Source organism: Vibrio sp. 970, from assembly GCF_033339075.1.
The window spans coordinates 158241-178956 of the sequence record NZ_JAWOTW010000008.1 but is presented as its reverse complement, the minus strand read 5'-3'; the positions used below and the strand labels follow the sequence as shown (position 1 = coordinate 178956).

The following is a 20716-nucleotide window of genomic DNA, read 5'->3' as shown; positions in this document are numbered from 1 at the left end:
CTAGGCACGCTTGTTTTGATTCAGGAGTTTACGAGTTTCTTACTTTTGGCATTAGAGGATATGGGAGATCTAAGACATAAACGAAGTCGCGTTTGGTACAAGATTTTACGGCGAAGATGAGTATGTTGGAAGTCGAAAATAATGTGATATTGCTTGTCTGTGGAGGGGGGTAATTACTTGTTTTTAAGGGTAAGTAACCCTGCCCAGATAATCAGAGCAGGGAAAAAGAGCATTTTATTTAAGGTACTTAGTTGTACTTTACTTGACCGTTCCGCTCTTAAAGGCATTGGAGCCGACTTGCGTACCGTTGAGCGTTTTGCCGTAATAGCCTTGGTGCTGGTGATATTTCTCCGCGTTTGCGGTGACATTGCCTTTGAATCGAGGATCTTGTGGACGCTCATGGCTGTTGACGTATGCTGCGACATCCCAAGCTTCTTGCTCTGTCAGCTGCACACTTTTCCCAAGCGGCATGTTTTCGTAAATAAAATAGGCCGCTGTGTTAATCCGGTGCATACCTGCGCCCCAGTTATACGCATATTCGCCCCAAAGTGGTGGAATGTATGAATGGTCGTTGGTGTCTTTGATGCCTGAGATGCCTGAACCGTCGGCGCGATGGCAAGTTTCACAGTTCTTTTCGTAGACCAATGCGCCTCGCTCTATTGATGGTTCTTGCTCAGGGGCGGCGATTTTTGGGTAGCCACGCCCAGAGAGATTACCCCGCTTTTCAATTGGTAATGCTTGTGCGATGGCTTCGGGCAACGGGAAGTCTTTTGCTTTTCCACCAATTTGCAACGTTTTTGCGTCTAGTTCTGGAATGGGTTCATCCGCCATACCATGTTTGTCAAGCAAGCCGCCCATCGCTAACCAGTAGGCGTAAGCACTAAGGGCAACAATTTCTGTCGAATCGTAAGCGGGCGCTTTACCGTTCATGGAATACTCGAAACAACCTTGGATACGGTCAGCATAGCTGTTTACGCGATCGTTTTTCTTACGATATGCCGGGTATGCCATGTAAGCTGCCCACAGTGGCGCAGCGTTTGCTTTTCGTCCTGCCTCCATATGGCAGTTCACACAGTTTTGTTCGTTGCCAACGTATTTTCCGCGCATTTGTTGTGAGTTAACAAAGAGCGAGTAACCGCGTTTTACTTGCTCACCAAATGCGGTGTTTGGGATTGTGCTGAGATCACGCGGTTTTAAGTATTCACCGTGCTTTTCTTTTTCTATCGCAGGTAGCTCTTTCTGGCGGTCCGGTAATGGAGCGTTAGCTAGTACGAGCGTAGAAATGAAAGGCAGTGCGAACAAAGAATAGAAACGTTTCATGACTGCTCCTAGTAACGTAATGAGGCAAAGTAGTAAGCAAGATTTTCGATCTCTTTGTCAGTGAGATTTTTTGCGATGGTCCCCATCATATTGAGCGGGTCGCCACTGCGAGTGCCGTTTTTCCATGCCATCAATTGCGTTTTTAAGTAATCAGCATGTTGGCTTGCGAGGCGAGGGAACTTGTCGACGCCCATACCGCTGGCTCCATGACAAGTTGCGCAAGCTGGAATATTTCTATCCCAATCGCCTTGGAAAATTAACTTACGATACGGGTTACGAATATCAGCTTGGTCGCCGCGTTGTTCTGGATTCGTGAACTCATAGCTCGGGAGGTTAGCAAAGTACTCCATAACTTCCTTACGGCCTGCGGGATCGCTGAGTTCCTTCGCCATGCCTTGCATGACCACATTTTGGCGTTCGCCACTAAGGAATAGTTCGATTTGAGTGTTGAGATAATTCGCGTTTAAACCAGCGATCATCGGCGCGATATTTGGCTGTCCCATGCCATCTTGGCCGTGACAACCGCTACATACGCTGGCTTTTTCCGGAATAGACGAGGCGCTTGCGCCCATAGTGGTTGCTAACAAACAGGCCACCACCACTGGAAGAATTTTTGACATGCTGACTCACTTTAATTTTTATTAATATGTCTAAGTGCTACTTGGTAGTCACTCGGACGATATTGTCGGCCTTGTCAATAATGAAAGGTATTGTGGATTTCCACATATTTAATAAGTGTAAATGGCCGTATTTGTTTTTATTGGTTGTTCTATAAGCTATAAAAACAAAGTGGTGAAGAGCTGCACAAATCGGCAGCTCTAAGTGGTAGAGACGTCTTAACGTGCGGCGTTACGCTTTGCGGATTTTGGCCGGCAAGGACTGACGTGCCGCGGCGCCCACTACCCAATCCAACAATACACCTTTACCTTCTCGGGTAGGATCAATTAAGCCAATGTCGTTAATGTTGACGCCATCTTGGCTGCGCGTTTTTACGGGTTGTTGTTTATCGCCGATCCAGTGCGAGCGTTGTCCTAGCTCGGTATGACCAAACCCATGTTCAAATCCGAGTGTGCTAGGGCGAATCCCGCTGACTATCATCGCAAGTGCTTTGGTGCTTGCAGATGGTGTCTCGATAACAAACTCATCACCCGTTTTAATGCCCGCACGCTCGGCATCGATTGGATGGATGTACACTGGGTTTACGCCTTTAATCGAGTTCAACCTTGGCGATAGGTTGGATACCGCACTGTGAATGTTGGATTTAAAGTTCGTCAGGCTGAAAGGCCATTCTGAGCTTGGGAACTGGTCTTCCATTGATGTGCCATCGGCCAGTTTTTGTGGATGCCATGTTGGGCAACCCGTGTAGAAATCACCGGTCATGGTGTTTCTTGCGCTGCCGACACGTTCATTCCATATCGCGACAGGTCGTGTCCATTTGTGCTTCATTTGCTCACCTTGATACGCTTCGGTTGCATTTTCAAAACGTCCACCGCGAGCAAAAATAAACGCCACACGTTTCATCTCATCCGCTGTCAGCGTCTTCTGCATGGCTGGCATTAAACGCTCTAGGCCGGACCACGCAATGTCTTCTGCCGAAACTTCAGGCACCCCGCCTTTCACATAAGCCAAGTTTGCCGCGGAACGTAAGTAGAAATCTTCAGCGCTGTGGAGGGCGTGCCAATTCCCTTGCGCATCTTGAATCGCGTTGTCACCAAAGCCGCCTAGTTGCATTTTCTTGGCGACATCAATCAAAAAGTTTTCTAAGCAAATCGAACGACCATCGGCGGTTTTCTCTGTTCGCGCTTCCACAATCGGCCAACGAGCGGTGACGGCTTTCACCGGAACGTCGTGCCAAGGCGTTGCCATACCCCAGCTTTCGTAGGTGACCGTGTCAGGTACAATATAATCCGACAACGCGGTGGTTTCGTTAATGAACGCATCAATAGACACAATCAAACCGAGCTGCTTTGGATCTTTAAGCTTGTCTTCCAGCAGCGTTTTCAAACCGGGTACACCATACATCGGGTTCGCCATGTGGTTGATCCACGCTTTAACGCGATATGGATAACCATCAATAGCCGCAGACAAGTGTTCCGTCAGCAGTGGTGCTGCAAACGGATACCAAGGTGCGCGAGTTGGGTAAGGGGATTTTCCTGCCTCAACGCGACGTTTGTATTCGCTGGTTTTGTGGTAGGGGAATTTACTGCGCGACAAAAAGACGCCTTTCGGGCCGACTTTGCCAGCAAATTTGGTGAAGTCGTAACGAGGACCCGCAGCGGAAGTTGGGTAGCCACCCGCTTTCGCCATCGCGCCGCCTTTCATGTTGATGTTACCAATCAACGCATTGAGCATCATGATAGTAAACGAGTTATAGAACCCATTGGTGTGCATGTTGCCACCGTGGGTATCGACCACCGCTTTTGTGCCATAGCTTGTGAAGCGTTTCGCTAGTTCTGCGATTTGCTCTACAGGGATCTCACATTGTTGACTGTAGAACGCAAGGCTGTATTTAAACGCCTCTTCTTTGAGCCTTTGCAGAGACGATTTTACGCGCACTTTGCCTGATGCAAGCGAAACCGTTTTATCGACAAACAGTGTCGCTTCCTCAGTTTGGGTATGAACACCAAATTGGCCACTTTGCTCTTCCACGATGACGTACGGGTCGGAGTCAGACAACGCTACGCCCTCGAATGGCAGATTCAAGTCCGACGCGCGTAAAAACGTGCCGTTTCTCGGGTGCTGATTATCGCTTATCACGAGATGCGTAGCATTACACCAGTGCGCGGTGCCGGCTCGTTTCATCGCGTTTGCCCCCGGCTGCGCCAAGAAGGTTTTGTTGTAGCGTTGGTTTTCGATGATCCACTGGATCATGCCAAGCACGAGGGCAGAGTCGGTGCCCGGTTTGATTGCTATCCAGCGGTTGTTGTCACCGGCAGCCAAGCTCGATGAACCCGCAGGCAAACTTGGCGTGATGATGGTGTATTCCAAGCCACCTTCTGTTCGCGCATTGGCGAGTTGGCGCGCCTGACGCTTAAAAGGGTTGCCAGCTTGCGCAGGCGACATACCGATGAAGATGATGTATTCCGCATTATCAAAGTCTGGCTTCAAATGTGCGTTCTTATCTAAGTCGTTCATAAATGCGCCGCTGCCAGCACGAAATGCGTAGCCGCAGTAAGAGCCGTGATGCCCAAAGTTACGCGTACCATAGCTGTTGAACGCGAAGCGTTTGAATATGTCGTCTCGGCCTTCGTTACCGGCGTTGGTCATTAACAGTTGGTTGGCTTTCGGTCCATATTCTGGGTTTTCAGGATCAACGGGTGTTGTTAAATCGCGAATGTCGCGTAAGCCATCCACATGACCTTCACCAAATAAATCACCGCCCTCGACGACTTCTTCTATCAGTTGTTCGTAACTGATCGGAATCCATTTTCCTTCGCCGCGTTTTCCAACTCGTTTCAGTGGCTGAGTAATGCGGTACGGGCTGTTGCGAATTTCTAACATCCCATTGCCACGTGCGCATGCTGTTGAACGACCGTCAAGGCCCGCTTCTCCTGCCAAACTTAAATAAGCACCTTTGACTGGCGTTTCGAACGGAATGTGTTGCTGATGAGAGAGTGGGTGATATGGGTTGCCAGTAATACGCAAAATCTCGTCGTTGCGGTTATCAATGCGTACACGCAATCCGCACAGTGACCAACAACCAAAGCACATCGATGGTGCAACGCGCTGATTTGGATTAGGGATTAGGTTGCCTTTGCTGTTGACCGTGTACTCTGGTTCAAGCGAGTTACCGTGGTGAATATCACGCGTTTTTTCTCCCGCAGTGCCTTCGAGCGCACCCTCGACCATGTGTTTGGTGGTGGTGGCGTAACCCGCAGCGAATGCGCCAAGCCCACCCACTGCAATGCCTGATTTCAAAAACTGACGGCGTTTGTTATCCATGATGAAATCCCCTTTGATTAGCGTTCAGTTAAGGTGAGTGATGAGGCTTTTACTTCGATCTTTTGTTTTGGCTGAACCAGCTCCGAACCGAGCAGTGCCAGTGCAAGCCATAATCCGAGCATGCCGATAATGCCTATCCAGCCATTTCCATCCATAGTGAGTTGGTATGGATACAGCCCTGCATCGAACTTGGCGATGATTTGCACTTCCATGATGGTAAACCAGCGAATCAGCCATGCACTTGCCAGTGCGGCAGCAGACACAAAACTGAGCCCTATGACGTGACGAAATCTGGCTGATGCGGACTTTTGGGTATCGCGCAAGAAGATGAAAGCGAGCAAAACACAACCTAAAACGACAAAAGTGAGCAGGGCAATGTTGTGCATCCACTGTTCGCTAGAATAGAGCGAAAATGCGGAATTGTTGGATGCCCAAATCGGTAGCAGTATCAGCGTTAATACACCGCTGGTAACCACTGATTTTTTAAGTAAATTAGTATCGCCAGATGTCAGTGTCTTTGACTGACTAGGCAGCAAGAGCCAAATCAACAGAGAAAATCCGACCGCGCTCATAAATGCAGTGACAAACCAAAGAACCGGCGACGCGGGTTGGTGCCATAAAGAGCGCGATTTAACGACTGCAATTTCAGCGCCTGTGTAGACTGCAATGGTGATGCCTGATAGCACCGTGATAACAGATACCATAAGCATGACTCTACGAGAGAGCACCCAGTCACCCAGTGACAGCTTTGAAATTAGAGGCAGTACTTTCCCTGGCTGATTACGTAAGTTGATCAGATCCTCGCGGAGATACAGCCATGCAGTCACTACCGCTAAACCTGAGAAAACAGGCAGGAACAGCGAGCCTAGAGACATCCATGACCACGGCGTGATGTGCACGTAAAAATGCCAAGCTCGTCCCGGCTGGTGAAGGTCGCCAGTTAACGCCAACGGGCCTACGATAGCGCCGATGGCCATCGTTAGCACCAGCGCGGCGCGTAACCGATGACTGGTGTGTTGCTCAAATAATAGGGCGATTAGGAACAAAATAGCGGCAGCGTAAGCAGAACCGATGTAAAAGAAGTACTGCACCGCCCACGGGAGCCAAGCCATTGCTTGAGGTTGGACTAACACTTCGGTGATGTTCATGCGTGCTCTCCTTGTGGGTCGTAAATGGCAGGTTGTCCGTCGATATGGCTGGTAAAGCGTTCATCCATGCCGATATAAAACACGTGTGGATTGGTACCTTCATTGGGTTTCAGCACTTTGATGTCGTCCTGATGTTCTGTGATTAAGCGGCGAATCTCGCTTGTTGGATCATTTAAATCACCAATTACACGTGCTCCGCCAACACAGGTTTCCACGCAGGCAGGTAATAGGCCTTGTTCTAGACGGTGAGCGCAGAAGGTGCATTTGTCTGCGGTGAGGGTGTCCTCATTGATAAAACGCGCATCGTAAGGGCAAGCCTGTACGCAATACGCGCAGGCGACACAGCGACTGTTATCCACCATGACGATGCCATCTTCGCGCTGAAAGGTCGCTTGAACCGGACACACAGCCACGCAGGGTGGGTTTTCGCAGTGGTTACAAAGGCGAGGGAGCATAAAGGCTTTCGCTTCTCGCGTGGCTGTAGAGCTATCATCTAACGTAACTTCGTATTGCTTTACGGTGGTTCGGAATTGACCGATAGGCACTTGGTTCTCGATGCTGCAACCCACAGTGCAAGCCTGGCATCCGACACATTTACGCAAATCCACCACCATGGCATAACGCTTGCCGACTTGTCCTTTTCGGTCAGCGGACTGATTATTTCGAATAATGTTTCCCGCAGTTGCCGTGCCAATGCCTGCGACTGGAATTAACGCGGCTCCGGCTGTGACCGCGCTGAGAAAGCGACGTTTGGTGGAATCCATAACTCACCTGCTTTTTTGTTGTATTTGAATTGACTGATTCCATTGTGAGAAATGCGCCGCGAGGCTTATATTGTGGATTTCCACATACCCAGATCAAACTTGATCTAAAACAAATGTGGTTTAGGGAAGGTAGCTGTTATTCTTGTTGTACTCTCTTGACGGAACGATTCGACTCATCATGAAAAAAGCACTGTGGCTTCAGCTTTGGATTCTTTGCTTAGTTGCCTTTGCATCTTTGGCTCAGGGCGCAGTTTCTGAACAAGCAGATCTGCAAGGAATGCAAGAGCAAAAAGCAGAGCAGCCACAGGCCAAGCAAAAAGTCGAAGTGGGCGTGTTAGCGATACGTGGTCATCTTTATGCTGAGCAGAGATGGCAACCGACCATTGATTGGCTCAATCAGCAAATTTCCGATGTGCATTTTGTCCTTCATCCCCTTAACTTGGATGAAATGGGCGAAGCGGTGAAGTTTCAGAAGATAGATTTCATCTTAACCAACCCAGGTCAGGCAGTGCGATTGGGCAGGCAATACGCGCTGTCGTGGATGGCAACGCTAACCAGCAGAGCACCACAAAACTCGAATTACGGCATTGGTTCGGCGCTTGTGGTTCGAGCCAATTCAAGTTATCAAACGGTGCAAGATGTCTCAGGACGTCCCGTTGCAGCGGTATCAGAAAAAGCCTTTGGTGGTTATCTCACGATGCGCTATCAAATAGTCAAAATGGGTCTTAATCCAAACGATTTCTTTTCTGATGTCCGCTATCTTGGTTTTCCTATTGATGCCAACCTGTATCAATTACGTGATGGCAATGTGGAAGCGGCCGTTGTCCCTGCTTGTTTATTGGAACAGATGTTAAGTGAAGGGCTTTTACAACCGAGTAATTACCGAGTTTTAAATCAACAGCCGAACGAGCGTTCGTTATGCGCTGTTTCCACACCGCTTTATCCGAACTGGTCATTTGCCAAAACAGAGCGCGGCTCATCTCAGATTGCCAAACAGATTGCGCAAGTATTGTTAGCGATGCCACCTGAACACCCTGCGGTTATTGCGGCAGGCGCGTCAGGTTGGACGTCCCCCGTCAGCTTGCTGAGTATCGACAAACTGTATCAGGCGTTGGATCTCCATCCGTTGCAACAACCTTGGTGGAGTGAGGCTCTACGCTGGCTGCGTAGTCATCAAGAATGGGCATGGGCGCTGTTCATGTTTGTGATTGTGTTGAACGCGTACCACTTTTGGCTTGAGTATCGATTTAGCAAGAGTAAGCAAGCGTTGGAGCAGACATCGTTACGATTAAAAGAGAAAAGTGAACAGTTAGAACATTCACAAAGGGTCGCGATTGTCGGAGAAATCGGCACTAGTCTTGCTCATGAACTCAATCAGCCATTGGCAGCCATTCGCAATTATAGTGAAGGCGGTTTACTTCGCTTGGCCAAAAAACGCCCACATGAAGATATTGTCCCTGTACTTGAGAAAATACAGGGCCAAGTTGAAAGAGCCGATGCAATTATTCAGCGATTAAGAACGTTGATTCGCAAGCGCAGTGTCGACAAAACGTCGTGCGATCTTCAAGTACTCATTGATGACACGATTGAGTTGCTCCATTTTAGAATGCAGAAGCAAAACATTTCTATTGTGGCCAGTACAGAAGGGAACATTCGTCCGTTACTTGTCGATGCAGTTGGCGTACAACAGGTTTTAGTTAATGTGATCAGCAACGCGATTGATGCGTGTACTTTGTTCCAAGAGAAATATCACTCATCAGGCTATCAAGGTAAAATTGCCCTGCATTGCGATTACCAAATCAATCAACTCTCTATTCGAGTGTTAGACAATGGTACAGGGTTGCAGCAAGAGAATCCGACTCAAGCGTTTGTGAGTAGCAAAGAAGAAGGGCTTGGGCTAGGGTTAGCCATTTGTCGCGATGTGATGGAAATGCATGGTGGCGAGTTTGTCATCAGCTCGACAGCACCACATGGTTGTTTGGTTGAGCTTGTGTTTCCATATCAAAACTAATCTGAACTAGGCATAGGAGCATTCAATGAGCAGCGGTGAAAAGCAGCTACCTGTTTTTGTAGTCGATGATGATGAATCGGTGCGTGACTCGCTCGCTTTTATGCTGGAAGAGCATGAGTTCAAGGTGACGACTTTTGCTGATGGGCAATCTTTTCTCGATAAAGTGAACATTCATCAGGCCGGATGCGTGATCCTTGATAGCCGAATGCCCAACCTTCGTGGTCAGCAAGTGCACCAAGTTTTAAATAAAGCCAACAGCCCGTTAGCCGTTATTTATCTGACAGGGCATGGTGATGTCCCGATGGCGGTCGATGCATTGCAAGCTGGGGCGGTCAATTTCTTCCAAAAGCCAGTCAAAGGCGATGAACTGGCACGAGCCATTTTACAGGGACAGGCGCAGTCTGCCACAAACCTCGATATGGCAGCAGCTAAATCGGCTTATGAATCGCTCACACCTAGAGAAAAAGACATTTTACGTTTGATCATTGAAGGAAAGCGCAACATTCGTATTGCTGACGAACTTTGCATAGCAATGCGAACGGTTGAAGTACACCGAGCTAATCTATTGAAGAAGTTCTCGGCAAAAACCGTCGCAGAGTTGGCATATATTTATGGCAAGCTAGATTAAAGCTTACCGAGTGAAGCCTCTTAAGGCTATTTAGAGGATACAACTTGAGCTTTATGACGACTCGCGTATTACCTTCTTCGTTCTTACTTTATCTGAATTCTTATGAGTTTGTTGACTAAACGACATCACACGCCACATAAGCGGGCAAAATGGCTACTGGCGATTATTGGCTGGGTGGTCGTTGTGTGTCTGATGCAAAATTCAGGTTTTGCCTCGTCATGCTCTATGAAATATGAGACGGAATCGCCCGCGGTTTCACTTACTGATGAGCGTTCGAGCGTCAAGTCGATTGATACTAAAGAAACCAGCAAGTGCGAATTGTCTGAAAAGTTAATTCAGTTTTCTCAACATCAACTCGATGTATTTATTGTTGTTCTGTTTGTGGGTCTTTTTGCTTCGGCAATTTGGTTGTGCAGTGCCTATATTGGTGCGCAACATTGGACGGAACCGATAGGCCGTAAGTATCGAGTCCATCTGACTTTCTGTGTGTTCCGAGAATAAAAGCGTGCTTTCTGACCACTAGCGTCAGTTATTTAGCACCTTTGTCTTTTAACTAGGAATCACTATGAATCAAATTACTAAACTGACTCAGTTTGCGTCCATGTTTTTTATGACGCTTGCTTTGAGTTTGCTCTCTCTGAGTATTTCAGCTCAAACTACTGATACAGGTTGGCTAACCAACCCACAACATCCTCCAGTGCAAACGCGCTTTGTGCTCACTGGTCAACAAGATCCGCAAGCCAAAACAATTACTGGTTATCTGGACGTCAAGTTGGCTGGGGACTGGAAAACTTACTGGCGTTCACCTGGTGAGGGCGGCGTAGCACCATCTATTGATTGGCAAAATTCACAAAATTTATCCAAAGTGGATTGGCAATGGCCGCACCCACAAAAATTCGAACTATTAGGTATCGAGACTCTTGGGTATAAAGGCGACACTTTGTTCCCCATGACGCTGCACGTCGAAGACATGTCCAAACCTGTCACGATTGATGCGGTACTGACACTTTCTTCTTGTACGACGATTTGTGTGCTGACCGACTATCAAATTCAATTGACGTTCTTGCCTTCTGATCTAAAAGTCGATGAAGACGTGATGTTCAGTTACGCTCAAGCAGTGAGTAACGTGCCGCAGCCATCGCCGTTTATTGATGTTACTCAGGCGAGTTGGGATGCGAACCAATCGAAACTACAAATCAAGCTACAGAACAGTCAGGGTTGGCAACAACCACAAGTGCTGGTGGATGGTGTCGATGAAGCAACGCGAGACTATAGCTTCAAGCTTGAAGGAATGCATCCAGAAGGAAACATCGTCACCGCGAGCTATATCGTTGATACTTTGCTGGGCGATGTGGAGTTAGATGGTCAGTCGCTGTTTGTGACCATCAAAGACACCAATTTACTAGCAGAAGAAACCACTCAAGCAACTGCTGAGGCAATAGTTGAACCGCTGCCGAGCACGTCTCTAACGAGTGTTTTTCTATTCGCGTTGCTCGGCGGTTTAATTCTTAACATTATGCCTTGCGTTCTTCCGGTTTTGGGGATGAAGCTAAGTAGTATTGTTGCCGCTCAAGGTATCGAGCGTCGTCAAATTCGCGCTCAGTTTGTTGCGTCTTCACTTGGCATCTTAACGTCGTTTTGGATTCTCGCTGGTTTTATTTTGGTGCTCAAGCTAACAGGTAATGCCATTGGTTGGGGCGTGCAATTTCAAAGCCCTTGGTTCTTAGGTTTGATGGTGTTGGTCACCACTTTGTTTGGGGCCAATATGCTGGGGCTGTTTGAAGTCCGTCTATCATCGGGTACCAATACATGGCTAGCCTCGAAAGGTGATAACTCCCTAGTTGGTCACTATGTTCAAGGTATGTTTGCCACATTGCTTGCGACGCCTTGCTCCGCGCCTTTTCTAGGAACGGCCGTGGCGTTTGCTTTGGGTGCCGATGTGGTTACGCTGTTTGCTATTTTCACCGCCTTAGCGTTGGGGATGGCGTTGCCTTGGATTATGGTGGCAATTTTCCCAAGTATTGCGCTTAAATTGCCGAAGCCGGGTCAGTGGATGAACGTGGTCAAAAACGTATTTGGTGTGATGATGTTGGCCACCAGCGTTTGGCTACTGTCTTTGATGGCCAATCACCTCCCAGTGTTTTGGGTCATTTTCGCCGGTTTAGTCGCGTTTATTGTTCTGATGATTCGCGTTAAACGCGTTCATGGCGATAAAGCACTCGTGCTATCCGGCTCTGCATCGCTTATCTTAATTGCTGGCGGGCTGCTACTTGGTAGTATCACTGCCGACCAATGGGCGACACCGCTTCCTGAGGACTTAGCGTGGCAGAAGCTTTCTAACTCGGCGATTGAAGATCACGTCAATAATGGGCGAGTGGTGTTTGTGGATGTCACTGCGAATTGGTGTGTCACGTGTAAAGCGAACAAGATCGGTGTGATCTGGCAAGATCCTGTCTACTCATTGCTGCAAAGCCCTAATGTAGCGACGTTAAAAGGGGATTGGACACATCCGGACGGCTCGGTAACTGACTTTTTACGAGCTCATGGGCGTTACGGTGTGCCGTTTAACATCGTCTATGGCCCGGCAGCGCCACAAGGTATCCCGTTACCTGTGATTCTGACTGATGATGTTGTTTTAAGTGCGGTGAAGCAAGCGAGTGGGGGAGCTATTCAATGAGTTCGACAAAGCAGCGTAGAACATTCCGATATTGGCTCATTCAAATCGTACAGATGGTGCTCATTGTCACCGCGATTTCTATCGCGATGGATTGGTATCGCACTAAAGATATTCCTAAACAGGAGTCACCACCATTGAGCTCCGTATTGAGCGATGGTGAATACTTCGATGCAATCGCGCAAAGTTATGAACAACCTGTCGTTGTTTATTTTTGGGCGACTTGGTGTCCCGCTTGTAAATTTGTAAGCCCAAGCGTGAGTTGGCTGAGTGATGACTACACCGTAGTTGGCGTTTCTGGATCGTCGGGACCGAATGAGCGTGTGGCGCAGTTTATGAGGGCAAAAGAATATCGTTTCGAAAACATAAACGATCCTTCAAGCGATATTATGCGCGAATGGAAAATTAGCGTGACCCCAACCATTTATGTTTTAAGAAATGGTGAAATTTCCTCCGTCACAACTGGCGTTACTACTCCGATAGGAATATTAGCGAGAATTTGGTTAGCTCGATAACGCAATAACAATCCGATATTCAAAATATTGAGTATCGGATTTTTTTGTTGTCCTAAACAACCAGTCGGTCACATACCATAAAGAACTAGTTAACCAATAAGTGTCTAGATGCTTATTGCGTGCTACATTCGAGCATCGTTCTGGTTATCAAGGAGGAAACGATGAACGTAGCAAAAATGTATGATGATGTGTCGGATCGTTATCAAAAGTTGGTGGATGACAGTCACTACGTCGGTCCACGTTGGATTTCTGAGAAGTTAAAAACCTTTCCCATCGAGCAAGGCTCGGTTCTCGACCTAGCCTGTGCGACTGGCAGTATCGGCCATGTCGTAAAAAGTCACTATCCAGAACTCGCCATCCATGGCTTAGACATCTCGTCCAAAATGGTTGATAAAGCGCGCCAAACTAACCTCTATCAAAGCGTCGCGGTTCATAATCTCGATGAGCCATTTTCCCTTTTGTTTGAACAAACCTTCGACCTTATCACCGCACTTGGTTTTACTGAGTTTCTAGCAGAGCCTCAACAACTTCTGGAGTGCATTTCGCATAAGCTAACTGCGAATGGACGATGTTTTATCAGCTTTCAATACCACGATCCGGATGGACAAGATTTGCCTCGAAATACTTATAGTGGATCGGTCGTGCATACGGCATATACCGAAAGTGAAGTTGAGCAACTCTGTCAGCAAGCGGGGTTGGAAGTGGTTTCCCTAGAAAATGTGATTGGTTACGTATCTGGTGTTGGTTATGTGTGTCGATACTTGATGCTAGAGCTGAAAAAGTCACACCGCTGAAATAAGTAACAAACAAGGATTGTTTTTGAAAACACAAGATTTAACCGAGTTCGGGTCTGGCATTGAATACGATGCTCAATACGACCAGCATTACCATCACGACATTGCTTTTATCACAAGGTTAATCGAAGAAACCAATGCTCGAAGTGTACTGGATGTCTGTTGTGGTTCCGGCATTGTCACGATTCCAGTCTCTGAGCAACTCAACGAAGCCATTGGCATTGATATTTCTGAAGGGATGCTCAAACACGCAAAGGACAAAGCCAAAAGCAGGAGTAACTTGCGTTTTCTTCATCTCGACGCAACCCAGTTTTCGTTAGGTAAGAAGTTTGACCTAGCCATAATGACAGGGAATGCATTCCAAGCCTTTTTAAGTGATGAGATGCTAGCAGGTGCACTGAGCTCAATATCAAGACACCTCGAAAAAGGTGGGCGATTTGTCTTCGATACGCGGTTACCAACGCCAGAGAATCTAGAACTGGATAATGAGATGGCACTGTGGCAAACCTATGTTTCTCCAACCTATGGTGAAGTGAATTATTTAGGTATGAAGGCCGAGTATGACTTGCAAACATCCATCATGTATTTGAAGAAAGAGCGCCATTTTGAAGGTGGAACGATTGAGTATTCCAGCATTGATTTAAAATATCGTCCGCTGGAAGACATAGAGGTTTTCCTTGAACAAGCGGGATTCAGAATCATAGAGAAGTACCAGTCTTGGTCAGCGCAAGCATTTGAGGCGAATGCCAACTCGCTTGTCTGTGTGGCTAAGAAAATATAAATCAATGTTGAGGGATACAATGCAAGGATTTCAAATTACTACGTCGTTAGATGACATGGATTTAGACGTTATCTACGAGTTCATTTCAAACAGTTACTGGGGAAAGGGCATTCCAAGAGAACGCCTTGAGAAGTCATTGCGCCATTCGTTCTGTTTCGCGGTTTTGGATGATGAAAATCAACTCGTTGCTTTTGCTCGGTTAATTACCGATCGTACCACGTTTGCGTACCTTGCCGATGTGTTTGTTATGGAGGTACACCGTGGTAAAGGCATCAGTAAGTGGTTGATCTCAGAAATTGTTGCTCATCCAGAACTACAAGGCTTACGCCGTATGATGCTTGCAACCCGCGATGCTCATGGGTTGTACGAACAGTTTGGGTTCACTCCTATTGCTCCAGTAGAAAACTTTATGCAAATCTGGAAACCGAATGTTTATCAGAGCTAAATCATGATGAGAGTTGAATCTCAACAAGTGGCAATCAGATACCTCAAAACAACAGACGCTGCTCCCCTGTTTGAAAACTATTTAGGCGATGAGAAAGCATGCCGCTTCCTCAATCGCCAAGCCCACCAAAATGTTAATCAAACCCTTGAAGCTATCGAAAGATGGTGTGCTCAATATGATCAAAAGTCTCCCAATCTCTTAGTCTTCGCTATTGAAGAACTCACTTCTCAAACTCCTATTGGTTGTCTGGTGCTGATACCTGAGCAAGACAGCAGTGAAATCCATTTTGGTATTTCTGCTCGCTATCGGGGAAAAGGCTATGCAACCCAAGCCTGCAAACTTGGCGTTGTCTACCTGCAAAGCTTGGGTATAACGCGCATTCGCACCGCCCCGCATATTGGCAACCACGCGAATATCCGTGTGTTGGAGAAATGCGGCTTTATCAGCCAAGGCATTTTAAAAGCGCATGCAGTTTTTCCTGCTCTAGGACGTGAGGCGCAAGACTGTATGGATATGCGATTGGAGGATATTGAACAGCGCCATTTTGCACATTGTTCAGAATGAAAAGGGTGGCGGTTGAAACGAGCGGTTACAGAGCTTGTTAGTCGCCATCGTAGACAACGTCTTTGCTGAATGATTCTTTAGTTTTTGATTGTCAGAGCCGACTGACAAAACCATACCAACTGTGACAACCAAACCGCTATTAAAGCAGGATATTATTCCTTCAACTTTGTGTTTTAGGAGTAGTCATTAGACTACCCAATAATTGTTGGAATAAATAATGACGAAACGTTGGTTTGTCTCCGCTGTGAGCTTCGCGCTGCTCGGCGGTGGTACGTATTTCTATCTCCAATCTGCTGCTCAACCAGAATTGCTGCCTACATTGATTGTGGAAAAAGGCACGATTGAAAAACAAGCGGTGGCTGTTGGTAAAATTGTCCCTGCACACTCCGTGTCTATCAAGTCACAAATCGACGGTATCGTCGGTGAAATTTACGCGAAAGTTGGTGAAAAGGTGAAGCAAGGCCAACCGCTGATCAAAGTGCGTCCAAACCCAACCCCCCAAGCATTAACGGATGCATCGGCAGAACTCATGCGTAGCGAAGCCGATCTGGAATCCGCCAAACAAAAAATGTCCAACTTAGAAAGCTTGGTCAAGCAGGATATTATTCCAAGTAACTACGACGAATACGTAAGTGCGCGCTCGGCAGTCAAATCTGCGCAAGCGGACGTATTGCAAAAGCGCCAGAATCTCGAACTCATCCGCAGTGGTGAGGCGTCGATCGGCGATGCGCGTTTAACGTCGACGATCTACGCGCCAATTGATGGCACGGTACTCAACCAGAAAGTTGAGGTCGGAGAGCCGATCATTTCGACTCAATCAAGCCAAGCCGCGACTGAAATGATGTCATTGGCCGACATGAACAGTCTGATTTTTAAAGGTAGCGTCAGTGAGCATGATGCTGCGCAGTTGTCTCCGGGAATGCCCGTTATGTTGACGGTTGCGCCTTATCCTGATGTGGCGATTTCTGGTGTGCTAACCAAAGTGGCGATTCAATCTGAGAACCTCAACTCACCAGAGGGCAATACCTCGGCAAAAAGTTTTGATAACGGTTTTGAGGTTGAGGTGGGAGAACTCAAGATCCCACAAGATGTGTTGCTTCGTTCTGGTTTTTCATCGACGGCTCAAATCATTCTGAAGACTTCTGAAAACGTGCTCACGCTACCGGAGCGCGCTCTGCAATTTGATGGTGACGCACCGAATGTTCTGATCCCCGATAGCTCAGAACAAGGGTTTCATAAACAACCTGTGAAACTCGGTCTGTCAGATGGCATCAATGTCGAAGTGCTTGACGGCGTGGAGCTTGATGAAGAGGTTATCGACAACAGTATGATGGGAGCGGTGCATGGTTAAGCTGCAACGATCAACAATCGCCTTTGCATTGTTGGCTGCCACGCTCAGTTTGCCGACCTACGCAATTTCTATTGAACAAGCTTGGCAACAAGCAAAGCAGAACGATCCAAATTACGAAAAAGCGAAAATCGGCGTCCAGCTTGGCGAGGTTGGCGTACAGAGTAGCCGCAGTGCGTTATTACCGGGTTTAAGTGCTAGTGCGTCAGCGGATTGGAATGAGTCCTCAAGCCATTCCAACAGTTACGGTGCTACCTTATCTCAAACTATTTGGGATAGCAGTTTGTGGTCGGAACTGGATCAAGCGAATGCCAATTATCTCAAAGCACAGTTAGAGCTATCTCAATCGCATAACGAGCTTGCGCAGAAGTTTCTCACTGCTTACCTAGATGTGGCAAGCGCACAGGGCGACCTCAAATTAGCGCAGTCCAAGCTGGAAGAAGGGAAGGAGCTTCTCAACATCATCGAGAAACGCTATCGAGCAGGCAAAGTGAAGTCGGTTGATGTCGAAGAAATGCGAGCGAATCAAGTTTCTGAGCAAGCAAGTATCCTCAATGCAAAAGCCGATCTCGAAGTGAAAAAAGCAGAGCTTGCCGCGTTAATCAATCAAATGCCGGAGAGTGTCGACCAAATTCGAACGGATTCTTTAATTCAGCCGCCGATGTTGGTGGACTCCCAGGAGCAATGGCTAAAGCTGGCGAAAGACAGCAGTCCAGAGCTGTTGGTGGCGGCGCAGATGGTGAAAGCGAGCGAGTTCGCGAAAGATTCAGCTAAAGGTGGATACTACCCGACCGTCAAAGGCAGTGTGGGCTACAGCGATGGTGACAATCGTTCAAACGGCGAGTTTAACGCTGGGATTAGTTTGAGTTTGCCGATTGACCTCAATGGTGCAGTGCGAGCGAAAGTGGACGAAGCATCGTTGAACATTTTAAGCACCAAGCAAGATATGCGTAGAGTGGAAATTGATATTCAGAAACGAGTTATTCAGCAGTTTACGCGGGTCGATATCAATTGGAATCAAGTTTTAATAGCGAATGAGCTGGTTGAGTCGCGCGCCAGAGTGTTGCAAAGCAAAGAGAAACTTTACGATGCTGGCCTGCTTGAAGTGTCGGAAGTTATCAGTGCACACAACAGCTTGTTTGAGGCGAAAAACAGTCTGCAAACCAACTTGTACAGCTATTGGCGTAAGAGAATCGGCTTACTGCAAACCGCAGGGAAACTCGATGACGATACCATGGCGTTGATCTCTCGGGCTTTTCATTCATGAGCAGCCTGTTGCAGCAAACTTGGCAAACGTTGATGGCGCACCGCATGAAGAGCGTGCTAGCCATTATCGCGATTGCTTGGGGCGTGATCTCTGTGGTGGTGTTAATCGCACTTGGCGAAGGCTTTTATCGCCATCAGACCCAGTCGTTTTCATTTATGATCAACAATGTGCAAGTGGTGTTTCCATCGAGCACCAGTAAACCGTGGCAAGGATTACCTTCAAGGCGACAAATTGATATTCCACAAGAAAAAGTCGACATGATCAAACAGTCGGGCTTCGTGCAACTGGCGTCGAGCGTTTACGCCAAATGGGATGCGAATATCACCAATCTCAAAGGACAGAATTTATCGAGTACGGTCAGCGGTATTGATACGTCTTACTTTCCTTTAATGCAACGCAAGCTGCAATCCGGTTCGAGAAACCTGTCACCAAGTGATATGGACAACCACACTCGCGTGGCGGTGTTAGGCGATCAAATTGCGCAAATGGGTGGAATCCAAATCGGGGATAGGCTCAAAGTCAACGGCATTCCGTTTTTGGTGATTGGGATAACCGTTGGTGAGGACACTGGCATTTCATTCGGCGATAGCCGCACGGTTTTCATTCCTCAAACAACGTACCGCGATTTGTGGGATGCGAAACCTTGGATGGTATTGATGAAGCCGAGAGAAGGGATGGATGCATCGTCATTTCGACAAAATATCGTGAACTTTTTCGCCAAGCAGCTTCATTTTGACCCAAGTGATAAAGATGCGGTCGAATTACCCGATTTTAGTGAAGGTGCGGCGGTCATCAGTGGAATTTTGCGTGGCATTCAGATTTTTCTCGGAGCGAGTGGCGCGATGACCATGGCGGTCGGTGCGCTTGGCGTTGCCAACATCATGTTTTTATCTGTCACGGAGCGCACGCGTGAAATCGGTGTGCGTTTGGCGATCGGGGCGACTCAAAAATCCATACTCAGTCAGTTTATTCTTGAGGGGCTTATTTTGGTAGCCGTGGGCACGGCATTAGGTCTGATGTTTTCGTATGCCGTGGTATCTGTCTTAAGCAGCATGGCATTACCGGAATGGATTGGTTTGCCTGTGATCACGCCAGATTCCATTGCTTGGTCTTTACTTGTGACGCTTATCTTGGCATTGATGGCATCGTATTTCCCAGCAAGGCGAGCATCGCGTCTCACGCCAGTCATTGCTTTGAGTGCGAGGGCCTAGTCATGTTGTTACCGATGAGACAAATTTTCCAAGAAATGGCTGCAGAAAAGCTGAGATTGGGTTTGACCATTCTGGCTGTAGCGTGGGCGACCCTCTGTATCGCTGCTATGTTGGCGGTAGGTGAGGGTATTCGTCAGGGCGTATTGAAAACCGCACAAAATGGTAACGGCAACTTGATTTATTTGACCGGAGGGATGGCCACCGTCGACCACGGTGCTTTTCACCAAGGTAAATTTCTGACATTAAAAATGGACGATTCAGAGGTCGTTCGAGCGTTACCCGATGTAAAAAGTGTTGCGCCAACTGCGAAGTGGAAAGAGCGCATCACCGTTGGTGACAGAAGCTCATGGCAAGAGCCGTTAGCGGTCACGAGCGAGTTTCAATCCATGACCAATTTGGTGCCGATGGCGGGGGGACGATGGTTAAACCCACTCGATCAAAAAGAGACGCGCAAAGTCGTTGTACTGGGTTATGAACTGGCAGCCGACTTATTCAACCCGAATGAGGACTTTAGTTGGTTTGCGACAGTCACATTGCAAGTCAACCCTGTGGGGAAAAAGGTAAAAATCGGCAATGAGGAGTTCACTGTTGTGGGCGTATTGGAGAAAAACAGCGCCCAAATAGAACTGGGGGATCTTATCAACTATTCCAGCTTTGTGCCGTTAGCGACGTGGAAGCGATTTCATGTCAACGGTGAAATTGGTGGCATCAATGTGCAGCCACAAGCGGATGTAGACCGAGAAGCCTTAGCAAAGACGATCAGGCAAGTGATTGCCCGTAAACACGGGGCAAGTGTCAGTGATGAACAGGTCGTCCAAGTCGATGATATGTTCCTTAAGCAAAAGAGTATGCAGCAGTTTCTGATAGGTTTGCAGAGTCTCCTTGGCATTATCGGCTTCGTGACGTTAGCTGTTGCTGGTGTTGGCATCGCCAATGTGATGTATGCAACCGTAAAGCGATCTACGCGTGATATCGGTGTGCGCATGGCAGTCGGTGCAACCCCAACGGCTATTCGCATGCACTATTTAGTACAGTCTTTATTGACAATGATGATGGGGGGGGCGTTTGGGTTAGCCGTGACGTACGCGCTGGTGTCTGCCATCAGTTCCATTCCTTTAGAGGGCAATGCTTTTTATGAACAACTGGGTAAACCTGTCCCTGAGTTGTCGTGGGTCGTTGTCGCGATTGTCATCCTCACCTTAGTGATCATTGGTGTGGCATCTGCATGGTTACCTGCAAACCGAGCCGCAAAAGTCAGCCCGTTGGAGGCGCTACAAAGTGAATAACAACAATAACTCTGGAAA

At 47.7% G+C, this 20716-nt stretch carries 18 protein-coding genes; 13 read left to right on the top strand and 5 right to left on the bottom strand.

The window, feature by feature from the left end; genetic code table 11:
* Nucleotides 1–258 precede the first annotated feature (258 nt).
* From R7Q11_RS14015 to dsrO, 5 genes are all read right to left on the bottom strand, one after another.
* Entirely contained in the window at nt 259–1320 is a 1062-nt protein-coding gene (locus R7Q11_RS14015) for a c-type cytochrome (RefSeq protein ID WP_225466530.1), read from the bottom strand.
* A gap of 8 nt (nt 1321–1328) precedes the next feature.
* Nucleotides 1329–1892: a c-type cytochrome gene (locus tag R7Q11_RS14010; RefSeq protein WP_372059261.1), complete on the bottom strand. Its 564-nt coding sequence runs from the start codon at nt 1890–1892 to the stop codon at nt 1329–1331.
* Nucleotides 1893–2169: 277 nt separating this feature from the next.
* Nucleotides 2170–5262 (bottom strand): tetrathionate reductase subunit A, encoded by a 3093-nt coding sequence (locus R7Q11_RS14005; protein WP_171342888.1) that lies wholly within the window; start codon nt 5260–5262, stop codon nt 2170–2172.
* Nucleotides 5263–5279: 17 nt separating this feature from the next.
* Nucleotides 5280–6410: an NrfD/PsrC family molybdoenzyme membrane anchor subunit gene (nrfD, locus tag R7Q11_RS14000; protein ID WP_042523072.1), complete on the bottom strand. Its 1131-nt coding sequence runs from the start codon at nt 6408–6410 to the stop codon at nt 5280–5282.
* A complete protein-coding gene (gene dsrO, locus R7Q11_RS13995) occupies nt 6407–7174 on the bottom strand; it encodes a sulfate reduction electron transfer complex DsrMKJOP subunit DsrO (protein ID WP_042523070.1) in 768 nt (255 codons plus the stop codon). The genes nrfD and dsrO overlap by 4 nt, the downstream gene beginning before the upstream one ends.
* Before the next feature lie 178 nt (nt 7175–7352).
* Between dsrO and R7Q11_RS13990 the strand changes: the two genes are divergently transcribed.
* The 13 genes from R7Q11_RS13990 to R7Q11_RS13930 all read left to right on the top strand — a co-directional run bounded on the left by R7Q11_RS13990 (nt 7353) and on the right by R7Q11_RS13930 (nt 20698).
* Nucleotides 7353–9185, top strand: coding sequence for a sensor histidine kinase (locus R7Q11_RS13990; protein ID WP_042523068.1), 1833 nt, complete (start codon nt 7353–7355; stop codon nt 9183–9185).
* A 25-nt stretch (nt 9186–9210) separates the two neighbouring features.
* Nucleotides 9211–9813 (top strand): response regulator transcription factor, encoded by a 603-nt coding sequence (locus tag R7Q11_RS13985; protein WP_033905719.1) that lies wholly within the window; start codon nt 9211–9213, stop codon nt 9811–9813.
* A 102-nt stretch (nt 9814–9915) separates the two neighbouring features.
* Complete coding sequence (locus R7Q11_RS13980) at nt 9916–10314, top strand: hypothetical protein (protein ID WP_033905718.1); 399 nt, start codon at nt 9916–9918, stop codon at nt 10312–10314.
* Nucleotides 10315–10378: 64 nt separating this feature from the next.
* Nucleotides 10379–12490 (top strand): protein-disulfide reductase DsbD family protein, encoded by a 2112-nt coding sequence (locus R7Q11_RS13975; protein ID WP_225466529.1) that lies wholly within the window; start codon nt 10379–10381, stop codon nt 12488–12490.
* Nucleotides 12487–13002, top strand: a complete 516-nt coding sequence (locus R7Q11_RS13970) for a protein disulfide oxidoreductase (RefSeq protein WP_064354164.1) — start codon at nt 12487–12489, stop codon at nt 13000–13002. Before R7Q11_RS13975 ends, R7Q11_RS13970 begins: the two co-directional genes overlap by 4 nt.
* Before the next feature lie 161 nt (nt 13003–13163).
* Nucleotides 13164–13796: a class I SAM-dependent DNA methyltransferase gene (locus tag R7Q11_RS13965; RefSeq protein ID WP_005376705.1), complete on the top strand. Its 633-nt coding sequence runs from the start codon at nt 13164–13166 to the stop codon at nt 13794–13796.
* Nucleotides 13797–13821: 25 nt separating this feature from the next.
* Nucleotides 13822–14577, top strand: a complete 756-nt coding sequence (locus R7Q11_RS13960; RefSeq protein WP_086046926.1) for a class I SAM-dependent methyltransferase — start codon at nt 13822–13824, stop codon at nt 14575–14577.
* 19 nt (nt 14578–14596) lie between these two features.
* On the top strand, nt 14597–15022 hold the full coding sequence (locus R7Q11_RS13955; protein WP_161440840.1) for a GNAT family N-acetyltransferase: 426 nt from the start codon (nt 14597–14599) through the stop codon (nt 15020–15022).
* A 3-nt stretch (nt 15023–15025) separates the two neighbouring features.
* Nucleotides 15026–15586: a GNAT family N-acetyltransferase gene (locus R7Q11_RS13950; RefSeq protein ID WP_086046924.1), complete on the top strand. Its 561-nt coding sequence runs from the start codon at nt 15026–15028 to the stop codon at nt 15584–15586.
* 217 nt (nt 15587–15803) lie between these two features.
* Nucleotides 15804–16937, top strand: coding sequence for an efflux RND transporter periplasmic adaptor subunit (locus tag R7Q11_RS13945; RefSeq protein WP_064354161.1), 1134 nt, complete (start codon nt 15804–15806; stop codon nt 16935–16937).
* Nucleotides 16930–18201, top strand: coding sequence for a TolC family protein (locus tag R7Q11_RS13940; RefSeq protein WP_191115999.1), 1272 nt, complete (start codon nt 16930–16932; stop codon nt 18199–18201). Before R7Q11_RS13945 ends, R7Q11_RS13940 begins: the two co-directional genes overlap by 8 nt.
* On the top strand, nt 18198–19412 hold the full coding sequence (locus R7Q11_RS13935; protein ID WP_149192479.1) for an ABC transporter permease: 1215 nt from the start codon (nt 18198–18200) through the stop codon (nt 19410–19412). The genes R7Q11_RS13940 and R7Q11_RS13935 overlap by 4 nt, the downstream gene beginning before the upstream one ends.
* 2 nt (nt 19413–19414) lie before the next feature.
* Nucleotides 19415–20698 (top strand): ABC transporter permease, encoded by a 1284-nt coding sequence (locus R7Q11_RS13930; protein WP_225466528.1) that lies wholly within the window; start codon nt 19415–19417, stop codon nt 20696–20698.
* Nucleotides 20699–20716 lie beyond the last annotated feature (18 nt).

Coding starts and splice junctions, on each gene's coding strand:
- R7Q11_RS13935 (WP_149192479.1), top strand. CDS start 18,198: ATGAGCAGCCTGTTGCAGCAAACTTGGCAAACGTTGATGGCGCACCGC.
- R7Q11_RS13940 (WP_191115999.1), top strand. CDS start 16,930: ATGGTTAAGCTGCAACGATCAACAATCGCCTTTGCATTGTTGGCTGCC.
- nrfD (WP_042523072.1), bottom strand. CDS start 6,410: ATGAACATCACCGAAGTGTTAGTCCAACCTCAAGCAATGGCTTGGCTC.
- R7Q11_RS13945 (WP_064354161.1), top strand. CDS start 15,804: ATGACGAAACGTTGGTTTGTCTCCGCTGTGAGCTTCGCGCTGCTCGGC.
- R7Q11_RS13980 (WP_033905718.1), top strand. CDS start 9,916: ATGAGTTTGTTGACTAAACGACATCACACGCCACATAAGCGGGCAAAA.
- R7Q11_RS13955 (WP_161440840.1), top strand. CDS start 14,597: ATGCAAGGATTTCAAATTACTACGTCGTTAGATGACATGGATTTAGAC.
- dsrO (WP_042523070.1), bottom strand. CDS start 7,174: ATGGATTCCACCAAACGTCGCTTTCTCAGCGCGGTCACAGCCGGAGCC.
- R7Q11_RS14005 (WP_171342888.1), bottom strand. CDS start 5,262: ATGGATAACAAACGCCGTCAGTTTTTGAAATCAGGCATTGCAGTGGGT.
- R7Q11_RS14015 (WP_225466530.1), bottom strand. CDS start 1,320: ATGAAACGTTTCTATTCTTTGTTCGCACTGCCTTTCATTTCTACGCTC.
- R7Q11_RS13965 (WP_005376705.1), top strand. CDS start 13,164: ATGAACGTAGCAAAAATGTATGATGATGTGTCGGATCGTTATCAAAAG.
- R7Q11_RS13975 (WP_225466529.1), top strand. CDS start 10,379: ATGAATCAAATTACTAAACTGACTCAGTTTGCGTCCATGTTTTTTATG.
- R7Q11_RS13930 (WP_225466528.1), top strand. CDS start 19,415: ATGTTGTTACCGATGAGACAAATTTTCCAAGAAATGGCTGCAGAAAAG.
- R7Q11_RS13970 (WP_064354164.1), top strand. CDS start 12,487: ATGAGTTCGACAAAGCAGCGTAGAACATTCCGATATTGGCTCATTCAA.
- R7Q11_RS13990 (WP_042523068.1), top strand. CDS start 7,353: ATGAAAAAAGCACTGTGGCTTCAGCTTTGGATTCTTTGCTTAGTTGCC.
- R7Q11_RS14010 (WP_372059261.1), bottom strand. CDS start 1,892: ATGGGCGCAAGCGCCTCGTCTATTCCGGAAAAAGCCAGCGTATGTAGC.
- R7Q11_RS13950 (WP_086046924.1), top strand. CDS start 15,026: ATGATGAGAGTTGAATCTCAACAAGTGGCAATCAGATACCTCAAAACA.
- R7Q11_RS13985 (WP_033905719.1), top strand. CDS start 9,211: ATGAGCAGCGGTGAAAAGCAGCTACCTGTTTTTGTAGTCGATGATGAT.